Origin of the sequence: Acrocarpospora corrugata (assembly GCF_009687845.1) — a bacterium.
Lineage (GTDB): Bacteria > Actinomycetota > Actinomycetes > Streptosporangiales > Streptosporangiaceae > Acrocarpospora > Acrocarpospora corrugata.
In genome coordinates, this window is the sequence record NZ_BLAD01000042.1 from 22996 (window position 1) to 40431 (window position 17436).

14 protein-coding genes and 2 pseudogenes are annotated in these 17436 nt (G+C 70.2%); 7 read left to right on the top strand and 9 right to left on the bottom strand.

The window, feature by feature from the left end:
• Positions 1-6 precede the first annotated feature (6 nt).
• A complete protein-coding gene (locus Acor_RS09810) occupies positions 7-1803 on the top strand; it encodes a hypothetical protein (RefSeq protein ID WP_218034207.1) in 1797 nt (598 codons plus the stop codon).
• A 407-nt stretch (positions 1804-2210) separates the two neighbouring features.
• Here the strand turns inward: Acor_RS09810 and Acor_RS09815 are convergent, their stop codons facing one another.
• A complete protein-coding gene (locus Acor_RS09815) occupies positions 2211-2543 on the bottom strand; it encodes a tyrosine-type recombinase/integrase (protein ID WP_155336265.1) in 333 nt (110 codons plus the stop codon).
• Between the two features lie 26 nt (positions 2544-2569).
• Between Acor_RS09815 and Acor_RS46195 the strand changes: the two are divergent.
• The 3 genes and pseudogenes from Acor_RS46195 to Acor_RS09825 form a co-directional block, all read left to right on the top strand.
• Positions 2570-2860: pseudogene (locus Acor_RS46195) on the top strand (lanthionine synthetase LanC family protein); the annotation flags it as partial.
• Positions 2861-2951: 91 nt separating this feature from the next.
• A complete protein-coding gene (locus tag Acor_RS46200; RefSeq protein ID WP_218034208.1) occupies positions 2952-3548 on the top strand; it encodes a site-specific integrase in 597 nt (198 codons plus the stop codon).
• Positions 3452-4471 (top strand): tyrosine-type recombinase/integrase, encoded by a 1020-nt coding sequence (locus Acor_RS09825; protein WP_218034209.1) that lies wholly within the window; start codon positions 3452-3454, stop codon positions 4469-4471. The genes Acor_RS46200 and Acor_RS09825 overlap by 97 nt, the downstream gene beginning before the upstream one ends.
• Here Acor_RS09825 and Acor_RS46205 read toward each other — a convergent pair.
• Positions 4442-4537 (bottom strand): annotated as a pseudogene (locus Acor_RS46205) (IS982 family transposase); the annotation flags it as partial. The gene Acor_RS09825 and the pseudogene Acor_RS46205 sit on opposite strands and share 30 nt — an antisense overlap.
• Positions 4538-4760: 223 nt before the next feature.
• On the opposite strand from Acor_RS46205, the gene Acor_RS09830 reads away from it, so the two are divergent.
• Positions 4761-5390: a superoxide dismutase family protein gene (locus tag Acor_RS09830; protein WP_170316863.1), complete on the top strand. Its 630-nt coding sequence runs from the start codon at positions 4761-4763 to the stop codon at positions 5388-5390.
• A gap of 205 nt (positions 5391-5595) precedes the next feature.
• On the opposite strand, the gene Acor_RS09835 is transcribed toward Acor_RS09830, so the two are convergent.
• From Acor_RS09835 to Acor_RS09845, 3 genes are read right to left on the bottom strand one after another with little or no spacing between them, the layout of a single operon-like run.
• Complete coding sequence (locus Acor_RS09835) at positions 5596-6219, bottom strand: DUF2461 domain-containing protein (RefSeq protein ID WP_155336267.1); 624 nt, start codon at positions 6217-6219, stop codon at positions 5596-5598.
• A 17-nt stretch (positions 6220-6236) separates the two neighbouring features.
• Positions 6237-7067, bottom strand: a complete 831-nt coding sequence (locus tag Acor_RS09840) for a polysaccharide deacetylase family protein (RefSeq protein ID WP_155336268.1) — start codon at positions 7065-7067, stop codon at positions 6237-6239.
• Between the two features lie 24 nt (positions 7068-7091).
• Positions 7092-7397, bottom strand: coding sequence for a hypothetical protein (locus Acor_RS09845; RefSeq protein ID WP_155336269.1), 306 nt, complete (start codon positions 7395-7397; stop codon positions 7092-7094).
• 230 nt (positions 7398-7627) lie between these two features.
• Between Acor_RS09845 and Acor_RS09850 the strand changes: the two genes are divergently transcribed.
• Positions 7628-8452, top strand: a complete 825-nt coding sequence (locus Acor_RS09850) for a DMT family transporter (protein ID WP_246238538.1) — start codon at positions 7628-7630, stop codon at positions 8450-8452.
• Positions 8453-8456: 4 nt separating this feature from the next.
• Here Acor_RS09850 and Acor_RS09855 read toward each other — a convergent pair whose 3' ends face one another.
• Positions 8457-9050: a sigma-70 family RNA polymerase sigma factor gene (locus Acor_RS09855; protein WP_155336271.1), complete on the bottom strand. Its 594-nt coding sequence runs from the start codon at positions 9048-9050 to the stop codon at positions 8457-8459.
• Between the two features lie 254 nt (positions 9051-9304).
• On the opposite strand from Acor_RS09855, the gene Acor_RS09860 reads away from it, so the two are divergent.
• Entirely contained in the window at positions 9305-10375 is a 1071-nt protein-coding gene (locus Acor_RS09860; protein WP_155336272.1) for a PLP-dependent cysteine synthase family protein, read from the top strand.
• On the opposite strand, the gene Acor_RS09865 is transcribed toward Acor_RS09860, so the two are convergent.
• The 3 genes from Acor_RS09865 to Acor_RS09875 form a co-directional block, all read right to left on the bottom strand.
• Entirely contained in the window at positions 10353-12155 is a 1803-nt protein-coding gene (locus Acor_RS09865; protein ID WP_155336273.1) for a tetratricopeptide repeat protein, read from the bottom strand. The genes Acor_RS09860 and Acor_RS09865 overlap by 23 nt on opposite strands.
• Before the next feature lie 294 nt (positions 12156-12449).
• On the bottom strand, positions 12450-13595 hold the full coding sequence (gene ftsY, locus Acor_RS09870; protein WP_155336274.1) for a signal recognition particle-docking protein FtsY: 1146 nt from the start codon (positions 13593-13595) through the stop codon (positions 12450-12452).
• A gap of 36 nt (positions 13596-13631) precedes the next feature.
• Entirely contained in the window at positions 13632-17057 is a 3426-nt protein-coding gene (locus Acor_RS09875) for a chromosome segregation SMC family protein (RefSeq protein WP_155336275.1), read from the bottom strand.
• Positions 17058-17436: the final 379 nt, after the last annotated feature.

Below are 17436 nucleotides of genomic sequence, written 5' to 3' on the forward strand. Positions count from 1 at the left end.
CCGCTGTTGATCCATAACCTCCGTGCCGAGCTCTCCGAGCGTGGCCGGCCCTCGGTGACGATGTGGAACCGGGTCGAGGGCCGGCCACGGTCGCCCGACTTCGACCGGGCGCTCCGCGCCGAGATCCGCGACGGGCTGTGGATGCTGACCCGCCAGTGGCAGATGGGCGAGTTCCACGGCGACGACGCCGGATCGCCCGTCCTGGCCAAGGTGCAGGTGGCGCAGGCCCCGCTGGCCACGTTTCAGGCCCGCGACGCGATCCCGGCCGCCTACGACGGAAGCCGGCCGCTGGAGGCGGTGGCCGAGCGCCGGGCGCTGGACCACCTCACCGCCGGCGCCCTCGACCTGCGGATGATGCTCGGGCGCCGTTTCCTCAAGCTGATCCCGCCGGTCTACCGGCACTTCTTCATCGAGCGCTACTCCTTCGACGCGCCCGACCCCGGCGACGAGAACGACACCGAACGCGTCGCCCACCTGGAGGTGTACGCGCTGCTCCAGTCGCTGGCCGGCCGGGCGATGGACGGCTACCGCCTCTACCGGCACCTGACCGCCAGCCCCTCGAACACCCCGATCACGGGCATCCCGGTGGCGGACATCGACAAGCCGGCCATCATCGAGGCCGGTTCTGCGCTGGTCGCCTGGTTCGAGGCGATGATCGAGCGCCCGGACTGGCAGGCGGCCTGGGACCCGGCTCATCTGGAGCACCGGTTCGCCGTCACCGCGAACGTCGCGGACGGCGCTAAACGCCTGGTCGCCGAGGAGTACCCGGGCGGGCGGCTGGACTGGACCGCGTTCTCCGTCGACCCGGCGGGCGGGCGCGGATCCGGTCCTCTCGCCGAAGCGTCGACCACGATTCCGACGGCGACCCGCTTCAACGGGATGCCCGACAGGCGCTGGTGGGCGTTCGAGGACGGGCGCACCAACCTCGGTGACGTCGGCGTGGACACCACCGACCTGGCCCGGCTGCTGTTCCTGGAGTTCGCGCTCGCCTACGGCAACGACTGGTTCACCATCCCGTACGAGCTGCCGGTCGGCACCCTGGCCACGGTGGCCGGGCTCGCCGTGACCAACGTCTTCGGCGAGCGGCTGTGGATCGAGCCGGCCGGGCGGGGCGTCGACGACGACTGGCGGCGCTGGTCGATGTTCACCCTGGACGTCGCGGGAACCGGCGCCGAGCCCGCCGACACGTCGTTGTTCCTGCCGCCGGCGCTGCCGCAGTCGAACGGCGGGCCGCCGCTGGAGGACGTCGTCTTCATGCGCGACGAGGTGGCCAACCTCGTCTGGGCGGTCGAGCGGGTGGTGCCGCTCGCCTCAGGGACGGGCAAGCGGGGGTCGGAGGCCGCCGAGGAGACCCTGGCCCACCGGCGGAGGCTCGCGGGCCTGCCGCCGGACGGCCCGGTCACCGGCGACGCCGCGGCGCCGATCTCCTACCGGGCCATGACCACGGTGCCGGAGAACTGGATCCCGTTCGTCGTCATGCACGTGCCGGGCGACGTACGGGAGACGCAGCTCCAGCGGGGGGCGATGGTGCGGGTGATGGAGGGCGTGCCGCCCGGCGACCGGATCCGGCCGCGTACCACACTGCTGCGGGTCGGGCTCGACCAGACGCCGGCGGCGCCGTACCACGTCTTCGAGGAGGAGGTGCCGCGGGCCGGTACTCAGGTTTCGCTGGCCTACCAGCGCGCCCGGTGGCGGGACGGCCGGGTGCTGCTCTGGCTCGCCGCGACCCGCGTGAGCGGTTCCGGCGAGGCGTCCAGCGGGCTGGCCTTCGACCACCTCCTGCCCACCCCTCCCGCCTCCTAGGGTCCTGCTTGAGGCTTGGACCGATGGCAAGGGGGAATCTGTGGTTCGCCGTCATGTCACCACGCTGTTGGCAGTGCTCGTCGCGCTGTCCGCATGCTCGGGCCGGGATTGGTCGCCCGCCGACTCCGACGCGCCGGCCGGCCGGGTGATCGAGGTACCGGATGTGCTCAAGTTGGGCGAGTCGGCGGATATCACCGGGGAGAAGGGGCAGCCGCTCACGGGGGGTGCCGGGGGTCCTGGCCGAAAATCCAACAGATATAGGTCTGACCTGCCGTTACGTGGGGCGTTGAGTGCTGTCTCAACGGCCCTCGGCTCGGGCCGTGTTCACCAGCCCTAAAGTAGCTCTGCAGGCCCGCTCAGATGCGCCGGTCCGCTCGTGACTGCCGGATCTCCATTTCCGGGACCGGTCATAGTTCTTCCACGTAGCTGGCGGCGATGTCGTCGGGCGGGTTGGTGTACAGCCGTAGGTAGCGGTCGTTGGCGTGGCCGAGGCGGCGTTCCAGTTCGGCCCGGTTGTGGCCGGAGGCCTGCGACAGCTGGTAGGCGAAAGTGTGGCGCAGGTCGTGCGGGCGCAGGCCGCCGAGCTGCCGATCGGCGTCGCTGGTCTGCAGGTCGTGGATACGGCCGACCTCGCCGACGATGGTGTTGATCGAGCGGGCCGACAGCCGCCCGCCAGGCCGCCGGGCGGCGATCGAGGACGCCGACAGGAACAACGCCTGCGAGATGCCGTCGGCAGGCACTCACCGACCCGCACAACCACGACGGCGCCAACACCGGACTGGCCCACGGGATCGCCGGACCGCTGGCCGCCCTCGCGGCTTGCCAGCATGCCGGATGGGAAGCCGCCGCACAGGCCACCGCGATCGGCGCCGCCGCGCGATGGCTCCTGGACTGGCGAACCGCAGACGGGTGGGCACCCCAGATCACCGCCGCCGACCTGGACAGCACCAGCACCGCGCCCAGCACCCGGGGCCGCCGCGACGCGTGGTGCTACAAGTTAACTGAACTAAATCATGAGTTTTCGCAGTTCAGGGCATGTTGGCGGTGTCTCTGTTAGCGTCCCGCCTCATGGTCGGTGGGAATGATCAGCGGGATCTGGCGAGGGTGGTCGTACTCGATTTGGGACGGCTGGCCGAGACCGGGAATGCATGGGGCCGTTCCAGCTGCTGGATGCTGACGGTGTACTGGTGGAGCCGGTGGCTGTTTTCTTCGCCGGGCTCCAGGCGGAGGAAAAGTCGGTTTCGACGCTGAGAGCCTACGGCAACGACTTGTTGCTGTGGTGGCGGTGGCTGGCTGCTGTCGGGGTTGCGTGGAACCACGTGACCACGATAGAGGGCCGGGATTTCCTGCGGTGGATGCGGATCGCGGACAAGCCGACTCGAGTTCATTGGCGTTATCGGGATGGGGCTTCGCCACCAGCCTCAGATGAGAAGCCCGGAACGGTGAAGCGTGCGTCGGCGGGGGCGAACCCGGTGACGGGAAGGCAGGGCCTGGCCTCAAGTACGCGCCCGCGACCAGGGCGCGCGCCGAGTCGACCTTGCGCACCTTCTATGACGTCCACCTGGAGACTGGCCAGGGTCCCATCATCAACCCGTTCCCGCTGGACCGGTCGCGGCGTGCGGGCCGGGCCAACGCCCACCACAATCCGATGGACCAGTTCAAGCGTGGGCGGAAGGGTCGTTACCGGCCCAAAGTTTCGAAGCGGATCTGCGACGAGCAGTTCAACGAGATCTTCGCCGGGTTGAAATACCACCGGGACCGGGCTCTGCTGGCGTTCTGGGTGTCGACCGGTGCCCGTGCCGAGGAGTTGCTGGACTCCTTCCAGGGTGACGTGTATCCGGGTGACCAGTTGATCTCGGTGACCCGTAAGGGCAGCCGGGATATCCAGCAGATCCCGGCCTCGCCGGACGCGTTCGTCTGGCTGCGGCTCTACCAGGAAGAGATCTGGAAGCGGGGAGCTCCCCGGGGCCGCGACCAGCCGTTGTGGTTCACGCTCCGGCGGCCGTTTCGGCCGCTCACCTACGCGGCGGCCCGCGCCATGTTCCAGCGCGCCAACGAGTTGCTCGGCTCAAACTGGGGCATCCACGACCTGCGGCACACGGCCGCTTGGCGGATGGCCCAGGACCCAGAAATGTCCATCACCGATGTCCAGTGGATCCTCGCGCACGCCTCGCTGGAGACCACCCAGCTCTACACCGCTCCCGACCAGCACGAAGTCATCGTCAACACCCGGGCCTACCACCAGCGGCGGGCCAGCAAGCCCGCCCAGACGCCTGCGCCGCCGGCTCCGGGCTACAACCCCGAGTCTCTGCGCACCCTGTTCGGGGACCCCTCACGACCATCCGGACTCAACCTCCTGAGCAGGAGACCCGATCTCAGGCCGGCGGTCATTGGCAAGGTGCCGCCTCCGCCGCCGGCGAGGCGCTCAGGCAACTCTGGGCCAAGTTCCCGCCCCGTTCGATACCTGAGGCATGGCCGGCCACCTGCGCCAGTACGGAGCAGATCGTGGAGCGCCTGGACCGCCCTCCGTTGCGAAGCGCCAACAAGCACACACACTATTCGCGGCGGACTGGGGCGCTCAGGTTGTTGGCGTGGTTGGAGACGATGCCCGGGACTACCTGGCGGCGACGGTGGCTGGCTTCCGGTGCCCAGGAGTCGGGCCCGGTGAAGCCTTCAGCAGATCATCGACCTTCACGTACAGTGCGGTTGCGAGGGTGTCTAACTTGGTCGTCACAAACTGAGCGTGGGCATCCTCGCCCTATCTCCGCAGCTACGCCTTGGACTCATTCATCTAGCCGCTCGTTTTAGAACGCCCGTCCCGGTTGGGGCGGGCGTTCCGCTTTTCTCCCCCGGAGAAGTTGGAACCCTGAGCAGGGGATCCCGCCGTGGCGCGCGAACCGATGCCGCCCCCGTGTGCGACAGAGGAGACATCAGCGCATACGGAGGAGAACACAGCAATGACCCAGCGCGTCATGAACACCGCCCTGGCGGCGACCATCGGCATCGGCCTGGCCGTCGCCGGAGTGGCCACCATCGCGGAGGCGTCCCAGCATGACAAGCCGGTGCGGGCCGCCATCCGGGACGCGAAAGGCGCCCGCCTCGGCACACTCACCGTGAAGAGCAGGGATCACGGCAGATCCCTGGTCACGGTCCACGTCCGGAACCTCGCGCCCGGATACCACGGTTTCCACGTCCACACCGTCGGCAAGTGCGAGCCGAAGGCGATCGACCCGGCGACCAAGCTCGCATCGCCATTCTTCACCGCGGGCGCGCATCTCGACCTCGCCCCCGGCGGGCACAACCACGCCGACCACTCCGGCGACCTGCCGCCCCTGCTGGTCGGCAAGGACGGCAAGGGCACGGCCTCGTTCAGCACCGACCGCTTCCGAGTGGCCCAGCTCACCGACGCCGACGGCAGCGCGATCATCGTGCACGGCCTGCGGGACAACCTGGCCTACATCCCCGAGCGGTACGCGCCGAACGGCCCGGACGAGGTCACCCTCAAGACCGGCGACGCGGGACCGCGAATCGGCTGCGGGGTCATTCAGAAGATCAATGCCGCTAAAGGTGCGAAGGGCCCCAAGTAGGACTCAAGCCAATTGCAATCCCCATACCGCACGCTCAATGGCAGAGGAAGGGGGCTTCCGATGAGAATCGTGAGTGGAAGTTTCTATGCGGCGCTGTTCGGCGCCTGGGCGATCATCGCTCTCGTCGCTGTCGTGTTTCAGTATGTGCTGAACTGATCGTCAGTGTGGGTACGGCTTGCGCGGTGGGGACGCGGGCCGTACCGGGTCAGCTCAGTCTGACCCGCAACCAGTCGACCAGCGGGGTCAGGGTCCGCCAGGTGTCGCGGACCCGGTCCAGCGCCTCGGGGGTGTGCACCCAGAGTTCCGGCTCGTACTGGCGAGCCGCGTAAAGGGACTTGTGGCGGAGCAGATCCAGCCGGGGATGGTCTTCCGGTGCGCCACGGGGGCGGGTTTTCAGCCGCTCTCCGGAGATCCGGAACTCGGAACGCAAGCCGTCGACGATCTTTTCCAGTTCCGACCCGATGGCGTCATCGTCCAGGGCGGTCCGGAAACGGTTCGTCATTTCGCCGGGCGACCACCAGCCGGCGGCGACGTAGAGGCCATCCGCGCCGATATGCAGGTAATACCCCACACCATCGAGAATCTGGATATATCCGCCCTGATGGTCCTTATACGGCGTTTTATCCTTGGAAAAACGGACGTCGCGATAAGGGCGGAACAGGTGCGGCGTGCCGAACTCGTCCGCCAGGTCGTCCAGCAGGGCCGCCACCGGGGCTTTGACCATGCTGTCGTACACGTGCTTGTTGGCGTTCCAGTAGGACTTGGAGTTGTCCGCCTCCAAGCCCTCGTAGAACATGAACGCCTCGTCCGGAATCCCGCTGAACGCCATAGGCCACACCGTATCCGCTACGCGGTCCGCTCCTTACGCGCGTGGAAGTACTCCTGGCCCGGGGTCAGCCGGCCGAACAGCTCGGTGACGGTGACGTAGGTGAAGCCCTTCGCGTCCAGCATGTCGAGCAGCATCGGCACCGCCCGCACGGTGGACGCGTGGATGTCGTGCATCAGGATGACATCGCCCTCCTTGGCCTTCTGGCAGCGTTTGGCCACCAGATCGGAGTTCCGGTCCCGCCAATCCAGAGTGTCCAGCCCCCACATGATCTGCGCCATGCCGTACCGGCGGGTCATCGCCGCCACCGACCGGTTGGTCGCCCCGTACGGCGGGCGCATCGTCCGCATCCGCACCCCGGTGACCTGCCCCACCGCGTGCTGGGTCCGGACCAGCTGGCTCTTGAGCCCATCGGAGGACAGCGAGGGCAACGACGGGTGGTCCCAGGAGTGGTTGCCCAGTTCGTGACCCTCGGTCACCATCCGGCGCAGCAGCCCGGCGGTCTTCTCGGTCACCATCTTGCCGACGATGTAGAAGGTCGCCTTGGCGCCGTGCTGGGCCAGCGCGTCCAGCACCTGGCCGGTCTCGTCGCCGGGGCCGTCGTCGAAGGTGAGGGCGACGCACTTGAGCCGGCGGCAGTCGATCTCCCTGGCGTGCGGCGCCACGGGATAGCGCGGCCGGGGCCAGCCCGGCTGGATCGCGGACAGCCGCTGCGCCAGCGTCGCCGGATCGACGGCCGGGGGCGGTAGGGCCGGGATCGACCGCGGCGCGGGCGCGCCCGGGGCGGCCGTGCCGGTAATCGCCGTGCTACAGCCCGTGACCGCCATGAGCAACACGAGTCCCAGACGCATTCATCCCCCCGAGGCAGGCGGGGACTAGGGATAGTCCTCGGCCGCGTCCCCCCGTAAGACCTTGGCCAAGTCCTCCCACCAGGGCGGCACGTCGGCCTGCAACTCGGCATACCGTCGGGCCACTCGGATGGCGCATCCAACCGGATCCGTACCCAGGTGGCGGCGTTTCACCGCGCCTTCCTGCCAGCGGAAGAAGCCGTCACGGTAGCTCACGACAAGGCCGATCCAAACGGAGAGCGTAGCGTCATCGCCGATCTCGTACGCGTCGTCCACTCCGACGTTGGCCAGTTCGGCACGGAGTTTCTCCACGGTGGCACGAGACTCACTCACCGGCCACCCCCAGCTGACGTATCGATGCGCACAGTGGATGCGCGCAGTGAGGGATGTACCCAGCATCGGGCAACCCCTCGCATGTTCATGGGGTAATCATGGGACTCCATCCCGTGACTCCGCAGGGTTATCACGCTTCTGGAGGCGCGCCCGCGAGGTCCGCGAACTTTCGATCTCTTTGTAAGGTATTGGGGTTCGCTTCACAATTACGGGGGGTTAGCGTGACAGCAGTGGCGCTCGCGACGGCGTGTGCGGTCATCTTCGGCACCGCCGACTTCTTCGGCGGGCTGGCCACGCGCAGGTCCCGGGTGCTCGCCGTCGTGGTCTGCTCCCAGCTGGGCGGGATGGTGCTGGTGCTGGCGCTGCTGCCGTTCCTGCCGGGGGTCGCCAGCACCGGCGCGCTGCTGTGGGGCATGGCCGCCGGGGTGGCCGGCGGGCTGGGCATCGTGCTGTTCTACCGCGGCCTGGCGGCGGGCAAGATGTCGGTGGTGGCGCCGATCACGGCCACCACGGCGATGGCCGTACCGGTGCTGTTCGGGCTGATCGTGGGCGAACGTCCGTCGGCGCCGGCGATGAGCGGCGTGGCGCTCGGGCTGCTCGCGGTGCTGCTGGTGAGCCGGGAGCCCGGCGGCACCGGGCGGATCACCCTGGGCCCGGTGCTGAACGCGCTCGCCTCCGGGGCCGGCTTCGGCGGGTTCTTCATCCTGCTCAAGCTGGCGCCCGCGGACGCGGGGCTGTGGCCGCTGGTGGGGGCGCGGATCGCGTCGATCGGGCTGGTCGCGCTGCTGGCGCTGGCGACGCGGCGGAGCATGCGCCCGGCCCCCGGGACGTGGCGGGTGACCATCGCGGCCGGGGTGCTGGACATGGCGGCCAACGTGCTGTTCCTGCTGGCCGCCCAGCGCGGAATGCTGATCCTGGTGACCGTGCTGGTGTCGCTTTACCCGGCCAGCACGCTACTGCTGGCCCGATATGTGCTGGGGGAACGGCTGAGCTCCCTGCAGATCGCCGGGGTGGTCAGCGCATTAGGGGCGATCGCGTTGATCGCGGCCTCCTAGGGGTTCAGGCCGCGACGCGTTCCCCCTCCCGGACGACGCCCTCCTCGCGGGCGTAGCCCTCCAGCATGCCGCGCAGCTGCCGCCGGCCCCGGTGCAGACGGGACATCACCGTCCCGATCGGCGTGCCCATCCGGTCCGCGATCTCCTTGTAGGCGAAGCCCTCCACGTCGGCCAGGTAGACCGCGACCCGGAAGTCCTCCGGCAGCGAGCGGAGCGCGTTCATCACCACGTTGTCCGGCAGCGACTCCAGCGCCTCGGTCTCGGCCGACTTCAGCCCGGTCGACATGTGCGACTCGGCCGCGGCCAGCTGCCAGTCCTCGATCTCCTCGGCGGCCGACAGCTTCGGCGAGCGCTGCTTCTTCCGGTAGTCGTTGATGAAGTTGTTGGTGAGAATGCGGTGCAGCCACGCCTTCAGGTTGGTGCCCTCCCGAAACTGGTGGTAGGAGGTGAACGCCTTCGTCACCGTCTCCTGGACCAGATCCTCCGCGTCGGCGGGGTTGCGGGTGAGACGCATGGCCGAGGCGTACAACTGGCTGGTCACGGGCACCACGTCGCGCTCGAACCAGGCCTGACGCTGCTCGTCACTCATCGAGATCATGTCATCCCCCCTGGAACTTTCTCCCCCGTTACCCCTCCGGAACGGACCCATGCGGATACGGCGAACCGTCGTGGACATCGTTATAGTGCCAGGTGACCCGTAAGCGGGGTGTTAGCCGGCGAAAGGGGTTCGGACGGGAGCACCAGGAGCCCGGGAGTTTGATCACTCACCCGCCGGACAAGTCTCATTATCATAACACTATCGCCTCGATTTGGAAGGAAGTGTGGCGTACGGCACTCGTTACAGTTAGCGGCATGAAGCACTTGGACCGGCACGATCCGGCGACGCGCGCGTGGGCCGCCGAGGCCATCCGGGCCGTGGAGGCCGACTCCAACCGCAGCTGCGACACCCACCTGCACGTCTTCCCCCTCCCCCCGCACTGGGGCGTGGACCTCTACCTGAAAGACGAATCGGTGCACCCAACCGGTTCACTCAAACATCGCCTCGCCCGCTCCCTCTTCCTGTACGGCCTGGCCAACGGCTGGATCGGCCCCGCCACCACGGTCATCGAAGCCTCCAGCGGCTCCACCGCCGTCAGCGAGGCCTACTTCGCCCGCCTGCTCGGACTCCCGTTCATCGCGGTCATCCCGGCCACCACCTCACCGGAGAAACGCGACATCATCGAGTTCTACGGCGGCAAGTGCCACCTGGTGGACGACCCCGGGAAGATCTACGAGGAGTCGGCCCGGCTGGCGGCCGAGACCGGCGGCCACTACATGGACCAGTTCACCTACGCCGAGCGGGCCACCGACTGGCGCGGCAACAACAACATCGCCGAATCGATCTTCGACCAGCTGGCGCTGGAACGGCACCCCACCCCCGCCTGGATCGTGGTCGGCGCCGGCACCGGCGGCACCTCGGCCACCATCGGCCGCTACATCCGCTACCGCCGCCACCAGACCCGCCTGTGCGTGGCCGACCCCGAGGGCTCGGCCTTCTACCCGTCCTGGGTCTCCGGCCAGGACGGCACCGCCGCCGGCTCCCGGATCGAGGGCATCGGCCGCCCCCGGGTGGAGCCGTCGTTCCTGCCGACGGTGATCGACCGGATGACCCAGGTGCCGGACGCGGTGTCCATCGCGGCCATGCGCTGGACCCGCGAGGTCACCCATCGGGACGTGGGCGGCTCCACCGGGACCAACATGGCGGCCGTGGTGCAGATCATCAGGGAGATGCGGGCGGCCGGGGAGCACGGCAGCGTGGTGACGTTGATCTGCGACGGCGGCGAACGTTACCGGGGGACCTACGGCAGCGACGACTGGCTGGCCGGCAGGCGGATCGACATAGCACCGCACCTGGCCGAGTTCAGGGCGTTTCTGGCGTCCTGAGGGCCGCCCGCACGTCCTCGTCGGCGGGGTCCAGCTCGGCCGCCCTGACCAGGTCGGCCTGGGCCAGGTCGTGTTTGCCCACCGATCGCAGCGCGAGCGCCCGGTTGAACCGCAGCGCCGCGTCGTCGGCGAGTTCGATCGCCCGGCTGAGATCGGCGATCGCCCCCTCCGGATCGCCCAGCTCGAAGGCCAGCTCACCCCGGCTGGCCCAGACCGCCGCCAGCTCAGGATCGTGGAACACCGCGGCGTCGTAGGCCTTGCGCGCCTCCGCGTACCGCGCCACCGCCGCCTCCGCCTGGCCGAGCGCGCACAGCAGGTACGCGTTGCGCGGATTCAGCGCGAGCCCCAGCCGCGCGTCCGACCTGGCCCGGTCGTACTCGCCGATCGCGACCAGCAGCCCGGCCCGGTTGGCGTACGCGTCCACGAAGTCGGGATCCAGCTCGATCGCGTAGTCCAGATCGGCCAGCGCGCCCGCGTGGTCGCCTTCGGCGAACCGGATCTCGGCCCGGTTGTAGTACGCCTCGGGGAACGGCGGCCCGACCCGCATCGCGGTCTCGTAGTCGGCGACCGCGTCCGCGGCCCGGCCCAGCCGGTAACGCAGGTTGCCCCGATCGATGTAGTAGTCGGGGTAGCCCGGGTCGGCGTCGATCACCGCGTCCAGGTCGGCCAGGGCGGCGGCCGGGTCGCCGAGCCGCATGGTCAGCTGGGCCCGGTTGGCACGCAGGACCAGCCGGTGGATCGGGTGCTCGCCCGGCTCCAGGTCCCCCTCGGCCAGCGCGATCGCCTCCTCGACCAGCCGCAGCGCCACCCGGGGGCGGCCCAGCCTGGTCTCGATCAGCGCCTTGCCGTTCAGGTCGAAGCCCAGGTGGAAGGCGCGGACCCGGGGGTCAGGCAGCAGCCCGGTGATCGTGATGGCCTCGTTGATCCAGGCCCTGGCCTCCTCGATGTCCCGTTTCTCCGGGTCGTGGTGGCGGGTCAGCAGCATCGCGGTGGCGTACGCGGCCGTGGCCCGGTTGACCGGGTCGGTGCTCTCCCTGCGGGCCAGGTCGAACAGCGCCCGCGCCGCGTCCTCGCGGTCGGTGGCCGCCAGCGCGCCCGCGGTGCGGTGGATCAGGGCCCACCAGTCCTCGGTGTCCGCCTGGGCGCGTTCCAGTGCCCGGGCGCCGGCTTCGGCGGCGGCGTGGTGGAAGCCTTCCGCGACGTAGCGCCGTACCAGGTCGGGGGTGGCGACCGGCCAGGCGTGCGTGGACGCCCCGGGTGCGCCGGGGACCGTCTCCACGTTCCGGGGCAGGGCGGCGGCCAGCGGTGGCTCGGCCACCGGCGTGCACAGCACCACGGTCAGCACGGCCGGGTCGATCCGGCGGAGCAGCACGCCGAGCAGTTCCGCGTCGGTGTGGTCGGCCTCGTGCGCGTTCTCCACGACCAGCGCGACCCGGCCGGCCTCGGCCAGGTGGTCGCGGACGAACTCGGCGATCCCGTTCGCCAGCCGGAGCGTGCGCCGGGGCGCGGGCACCAGGACGCGCTCCGCCTCCGGCACCTGGTCGGCCAGGGCGCGCCGCCGGGCCGGGACGGAGTCCCTGAGTCCGGGCGCGGCGGCCCTGATCTCGATGTCGTGCATCGCCACCAGTTCCGGCCGCGCCGCGGGGACCAGGGCCGCCAGCAGCGCCGCCGCCACCGTGTAGGGGCCGCCGGAACGATGCGCGTCGATGGGCGCGACGAGGAGACGCGGCAGGTCTCTTTCCCCGTTCCAGCGAGCCCCGCGCACCCACAGATGGCGCATCGGCCGGCTCCCCTCACCGGTGAGGACCGGAACCCCTCGGCTCCGGTCCCACTGATCGATCAAGGAAGGTGCTTGGCGCTGGCATTGCCGGACAGCTTGACCGGACCGGGTTTGTGAACGATGACCTTCTTCATCAGCGAGGCCTTCCAGATGGCTTTCGGGACCCGCCAATGTCAACACAACAGCCAACGAATTAACAATACTTTGGCCGGTAATAGACATTTCCCGATAATTGCACTTAATTAGCTATTCAGTCACCCAGAAGCTTCAGTCAGCCAGATGTACGGCAGCAAGTCACTCGCCCAGAAGCGCGTCCACGAAGACCTCGGGATCGAATGGGGCCAGGTCGTCCGGCCCTTCCCCGAGACCCACCAGCTTGACCGGAACACCCAGTTCGCGCTGAACCGAGATGACGATTCCGCCCTTCGCGGTGCCGTCCAATTTGGTGAGCGCGATACCGGTGATGTTCACCACCTCCGCGAACACCTGCGCCTGGCGCATGCCGTTCTGTCCCGTGGTCGCGTCCAGCACCAGCAGCACCTCGTCGACCTGGGCGCGTTTCTCGATGACCCGCTTTACCTTGCCGAGCTCGTCCATCAGGCCGGTCTTGGTGTGCAGCCGCCCGGCGGTGTCCACGATCACCACGTCCACCTTGTCGGCGATGCCGCGGGCCACCGCGTCGAATGCCACCGAGGCCGGATCGCCAGCCTCCGGGCCGCGGACCACGGTCGCGCCCACCCGGTCGCCCCAGGTCTGCAACTGGTCGGCGGCGGCGGCCCGGAACGTGTCTGCCGCGCCGAGCACCACGGTCTTGCCGTCGCCGATCAGGGAACGGGCCAGCTTGCCGGTGGTGGTGGTCTTGCCGGTGCCGTTCACGCCGACCACCAGCAGCACGGCCGGGCGATCCCCCGGCGCGGAGGTGTGCAGGGTGCGGTCCAGCTCCGGGTTGATCTGGGCGAGCAGCTGCTCGCGGAGCAGCCCGCGCGCCTCGGCCGGGGTACGGCTGCCCAGCACCTTCACCCTGGTCCGCAGCTCCTCGACCATGGCCCGGGTGGGCCCGACGCCCACGTCCGCGGTGATCAGGGTCTCCTCGATCTCGTCCCAGGCCTCGTCGTCCAGCCGGTCCCGGGACAGCAGCTCCAGCAGGCCCCTGCCGAGCGTGCTCTGCGAGCGGGCCAGCCGGGCGCGCAGCCGGACCATCCGGCCCGCCGACGGCGGCGGGACCTCCAGCTCCGGCGGCCTGACCAGTTCCTCGGCCGGCGGCGGCAGCGTCGCGGTGGTGGTTCCGCCGCCCTCTTCCTCCTCGGCGCCCCCACCGACCAGCGGCGTGTCCACCGGCGGAAGGTTCCGGGCCTTCGGCCGATACATGAAGAACAGACCACCGGCCGCCAGCAGGGCGGCCAGAATCACGACAATGGTGATGACGAGGTAACCATCCACACCGGTCAGTTTTCCAGATAACGACCGGGGACGTGGTCAGGCGTGCTCGCGCAACCGCTGGCTGACCACCTGGGTCACGCCGTCGCCGCGCATCGACACCCCGTACAGCGCGTCGGCGATCTCCATGGTGCGCTTCTGGTGGGTGATCACGATCAGCTGGGAGCTCTGCCTGAGCTCCTCGAACAGGGTCAGCAGCCGCTGCGTGTTGGTGTCGTCCAGGGCGGCCTCCACCTCGTCCATCACGTAGAACGGGGACGGGCGGGCCTTGAAGATGGAGATCAGGAAGGCCACCGCGGTCAGCGAGCGCTCGCCGCCGGACAGCAGCGACAGCCGCTTCACCTTCTTGCCTGGCGGGCGCGCCTCCACCTCGACGCCGGTGGTCAGCATGTCGTTCGGGTCGGTCAGCAGCAGCCGGCCCTCGCCGCCGGGGAAGACCCGCTCGAAGATCTGCGAGAACTCGCGCTGCACGTCGTCGTAGGCGGCCGTGAACACCTGCTCGACCCGGTCGTCCACCTCCTTGACCACCAGCAGCAGGTCACGGCGGGTCTTCTTGAGGTCCTCCAGCTGCGAGGTCAGGAAGGTGTGCCGCTCCTCCAGGGCCGCGAACTCCTCCAGCGCGAGCGGGTTGACCTTGCCCAGCTGGGTCATCTGCTTGTCGGCGAAGCGGGCGCGCTTCTCCTGTTCGGCCCGGACGTAGGGGATCGGCGGTTCGCCCGGGACCATCGCGGTCGGGCCGTACTCGGCGATCAGGGTGTCGGTCTCCACGCCGTACTCGTCCATGGCCCGCTCCAGCAGCTGCTCCAGCCGCAGGCGCTGCTCGGTTCTGGCCATCTCGCTGCCGTGCACCCGGTTGACCAGCTTGTCCAGCTCGACCCCGAGCTCCCTGACCCGGACCCGGACCGTCTTCAGCTCGGCATCCACCGCCTCGCGGACCGTCTCGGCCGCGTCCCGCTCGGTGGCCGCCCTGGTCAGCGAGGTCTCCAGGGCCCGCAGCGCCGTCTGGGCGCCCTTGACCACGGCCGAGGCCACCTTCGCCTGCACCCGGCGGCGCTCCCGCTGGGCCGCCGCCCTGGCCCGGTCCTCCCGCTCCCGCTGGGCCGCGCGCAGCAGGCTTTCCGCCCGGCCCGCGATCCCCCGGGCCCGCTCCTCGGCGGTCCGCACCGTCAGCCTGGCCTCCATCTCGGCCTGCCGGGTGACCCCGCAGGCCAGGGCCAGCTCGTCGCGCGCCTCGGTGGTCGGCTCGGCCTCCAACTCGCCCGCGTACTCCTCCTCGGCCAGCCGCTCCTCCAGCTCCACGATCCCGGCCCGCGCCACCTCCCGGGCCTCCTCCGCCCCCTGTACGGCAAGCGCCAGCCGCGCGCCCTCGTCCCGGGCGGCCTTCACCGCGGCCTCCAGCCGGGCCAGCTGCTTGGCCGCGTCCGCCAGCCGCTGGTCGGCGGCCCGCTGCCGCCCCCGGACCCGGTCAAGCCCCGCCTGCGCCACGTCCAGCCCGCTCCGCGCCGAGTTGACGCCGTTCTGGGCGACCGAAACCCCGGTCTGGGCCTCGTTGACCCGGCTCTGCGCGACCTCCACGGCCTCCCGGGCGCCGGCCTCGGCGTCGACGGCCTCTTCCAGGACGGACGCCTGCTCGGCCGCGGTGTCACCGGCCGCCCGCAGGTCGGCGATGGCCTGCTCCAGGGCGGCCCTGACCTGCCAGGTCGAGTTGTCGGCCGAGCCGGTGCCGGTGAGCGCGCCGAACGCCGCGCCAGGGCCGATCACGGCGGCCAGGTCCGGGCGGTCGGCCAGCAGGCGCTCGGCGGTGGGGACGTCCTTGGCCAGCAGGACCGCGCGGGGCGGTCCGGTCAGTTCGCCGGTCACCCATTCCAGTTCGCCGTCGCCGGAGAGGCTGAGCTCCAGGGCGTCCCTGCGGGCGGTCAGGGCGCTGACGGCGCGTTGCGCGTCCTGGTCGGCGGCCCGTGCCGTACCGACCTGGGCGGAGGCCGCCACCAGTGCGGCGCGCGGCGCCGCGACGGCGGCTTTGGCCTCCTCGACCAGGCCCTTCGCCTGTTCCACGATCTCGCGGGCGGCCTCGACCTGGGCCCTGGCCAGCTCCACGCCCTCCTGGGCGGCGGCCAGTTCGGCCATCAGCTCAGGGTCGGTGGCGGGCTCGCTCTGCTCCTGGTCGTCGTGCTCGGCCTGGGCCCGCTCGGCCCTGGTGTTGGCGTCGTCGAGGGCCTTGGCGAGCCGGCCGATCTCCTCCTCGGCGGCCCGCGCCCGGCTCCTGGCCGAATCCACCTGCCCGCGCAGCCGGGCCAGCGCCTCCCGGCGGTCGGCGGCGGCCCTGGCCATGGCGGCCAGCTTGCGCTCCTCGGCCGCCAGCGCCTCCTCGGCCTCGCTCCGGGTCTCCACCGCCACCGCGAGCCGCTCCTGCGCCTCCGCCAGCGCCTCCTGCAGCTCCCGCTCCTGCTCCCTGACCTCGGCGGCCTCCCGCTCCAGTTCCTCCGGCTCCCGGCCCCGCCGCTCGATCGCCGCCGCGTCCGCCGCGTTGCGCTCCCGCTCGGCCGCCAGGCTCTCCACTCCGCGCAGCCGCTCCCGCAGCGCCGACAGCCGGTAGAAGGTCTCCTGCGCGGCCGTCAGCCTCGGCTGCGCCTCGTTGGCCGCGCCCTCCAGCGCGGCCTCCCGCTCCTGGCCCTCCGCGTGCTCCCGCTCGACCTGCGCCCGCCTGCTCTGTACGGCGGCCTCGTCCTGGGCCTCCCGCTGGAGCGTGTCCCGCAACGTCACCACATCGTCGGCGAGCAGCCGCATCCGGGCGTCCCGCAGGTCGGCCTGGATCACCGCCGCCTTACGGGCGATCTCCGCCTGCCGCCCCAGCGGCTTCAACTGCCGGCGCAGCTCGGTGGCGAGGTCCTGGACCCGGGTCAGGTTGGCCTGCATGGCGTCCAGCTTGCGGAGCGCCTTCTCCTTGCGTTTGCGGTGTTTGAGCACGCCGGCGGCCTCTTCGATGAACGCTCTGCGCTCCTCGGGGCCCGCGTGCAGGACCTGGTCCAGCTGGCCCTGGCCGACGATGACGTGCATCTCCCGGCCGATGCCGGAGTCGGAGAGCAGCTCCTGAATGTCCAGCAGGCGGCAGGTGTCGCCGTTGATCGCATACTCGCTCTGGCCCGACCGGAACATCAGCCGGCTGATCGTCACCTCGGTGTAGTCGATCGGCAGCGCGCCGTCGGTGTTGTCGATGGTCAGCGTGACCTCGGCCCGCCCGAGCGGAGGACGGGAGGACGTCCCCGCGAAGATCACGTCCTCCATCTTGCCGCCACGCAGCGACTTCGCGCTGTGCTCACCCATGACCCAGGCCAGCGCGTCCACGACATTGGACTTGCCGGAGCCGTTGGGCCCGACCACACAGGTGATCCCGGGCTCGAACCGAAGCGCGGTGGCGGAGGCGAACGACTTGAACCCACGCAGGGTGAGGGTCTTCAGATACACTTCGCGACCCCCTCCCGGCCACCCCGTTCCCGGAGGGAAGACTACCGTTCTCCCTGCGCCCATGGCCGCGCCTTCAACAGGGCCGTCCCACTTCCCCCACCGGACCACGCCAAACGCTGTTTCTGCGCGGGGACGTGGTTCTCCCTTTGGATCGCTGCGGGCCTCCGCCCGCCCCCGTCGGCCGCCCTGGTGGCCACGTCGGCTTCGCCGGGCAGGCGTAGTTCTCCCACCCATCTGCCCTTTGTTTGGTTGCGTGCTTCCACCCGCCCCGTCGGTAGCCCTGGCGACGATGTCAGCTCCGCCGGGTAGACGTGGATCTCCCACCCGCCCACCCCTTGTTTGATTGCGGGCCTCCGCCCGCCCCCGACCCTCGCCACAG

Coding starts and splice junctions, on each gene's coding strand:
- Acor_RS46200 (WP_218034208.1), top strand. CDS start 2,952: ATGGGGCCGTTCCAGCTGCTGGATGCTGACGGTGTACTGGTGGAGCCG.
- Acor_RS09825 (WP_218034209.1), top strand. CDS start 3,452: ATGGACCAGTTCAAGCGTGGGCGGAAGGGTCGTTACCGGCCCAAAGTT.
- Acor_RS09830 (WP_170316863.1), top strand. CDS start 4,761: ATGACCCAGCGCGTCATGAACACCGCCCTGGCGGCGACCATCGGCATC.
- Acor_RS09835 (WP_155336267.1), bottom strand. CDS start 6,219: ATGGCGTTCAGCGGGATTCCGGACGAGGCGTTCATGTTCTACGAGGGC.
- Acor_RS09840 (WP_155336268.1), bottom strand. CDS start 7,067: ATGCGTCTGGGACTCGTGTTGCTCATGGCGGTCACGGGCTGTAGCACG.
- Acor_RS09855 (WP_155336271.1), bottom strand. CDS start 9,050: ATGATCTCGATGAGTGACGAGCAGCGTCAGGCCTGGTTCGAGCGCGAC.
- Acor_RS09860 (WP_155336272.1), top strand. CDS start 9,305: ATGAAGCACTTGGACCGGCACGATCCGGCGACGCGCGCGTGGGCCGCC.
- Acor_RS09865 (WP_155336273.1), bottom strand. CDS start 12,155: ATGCGCCATCTGTGGGTGCGCGGGGCTCGCTGGAACGGGGAAAGAGAC.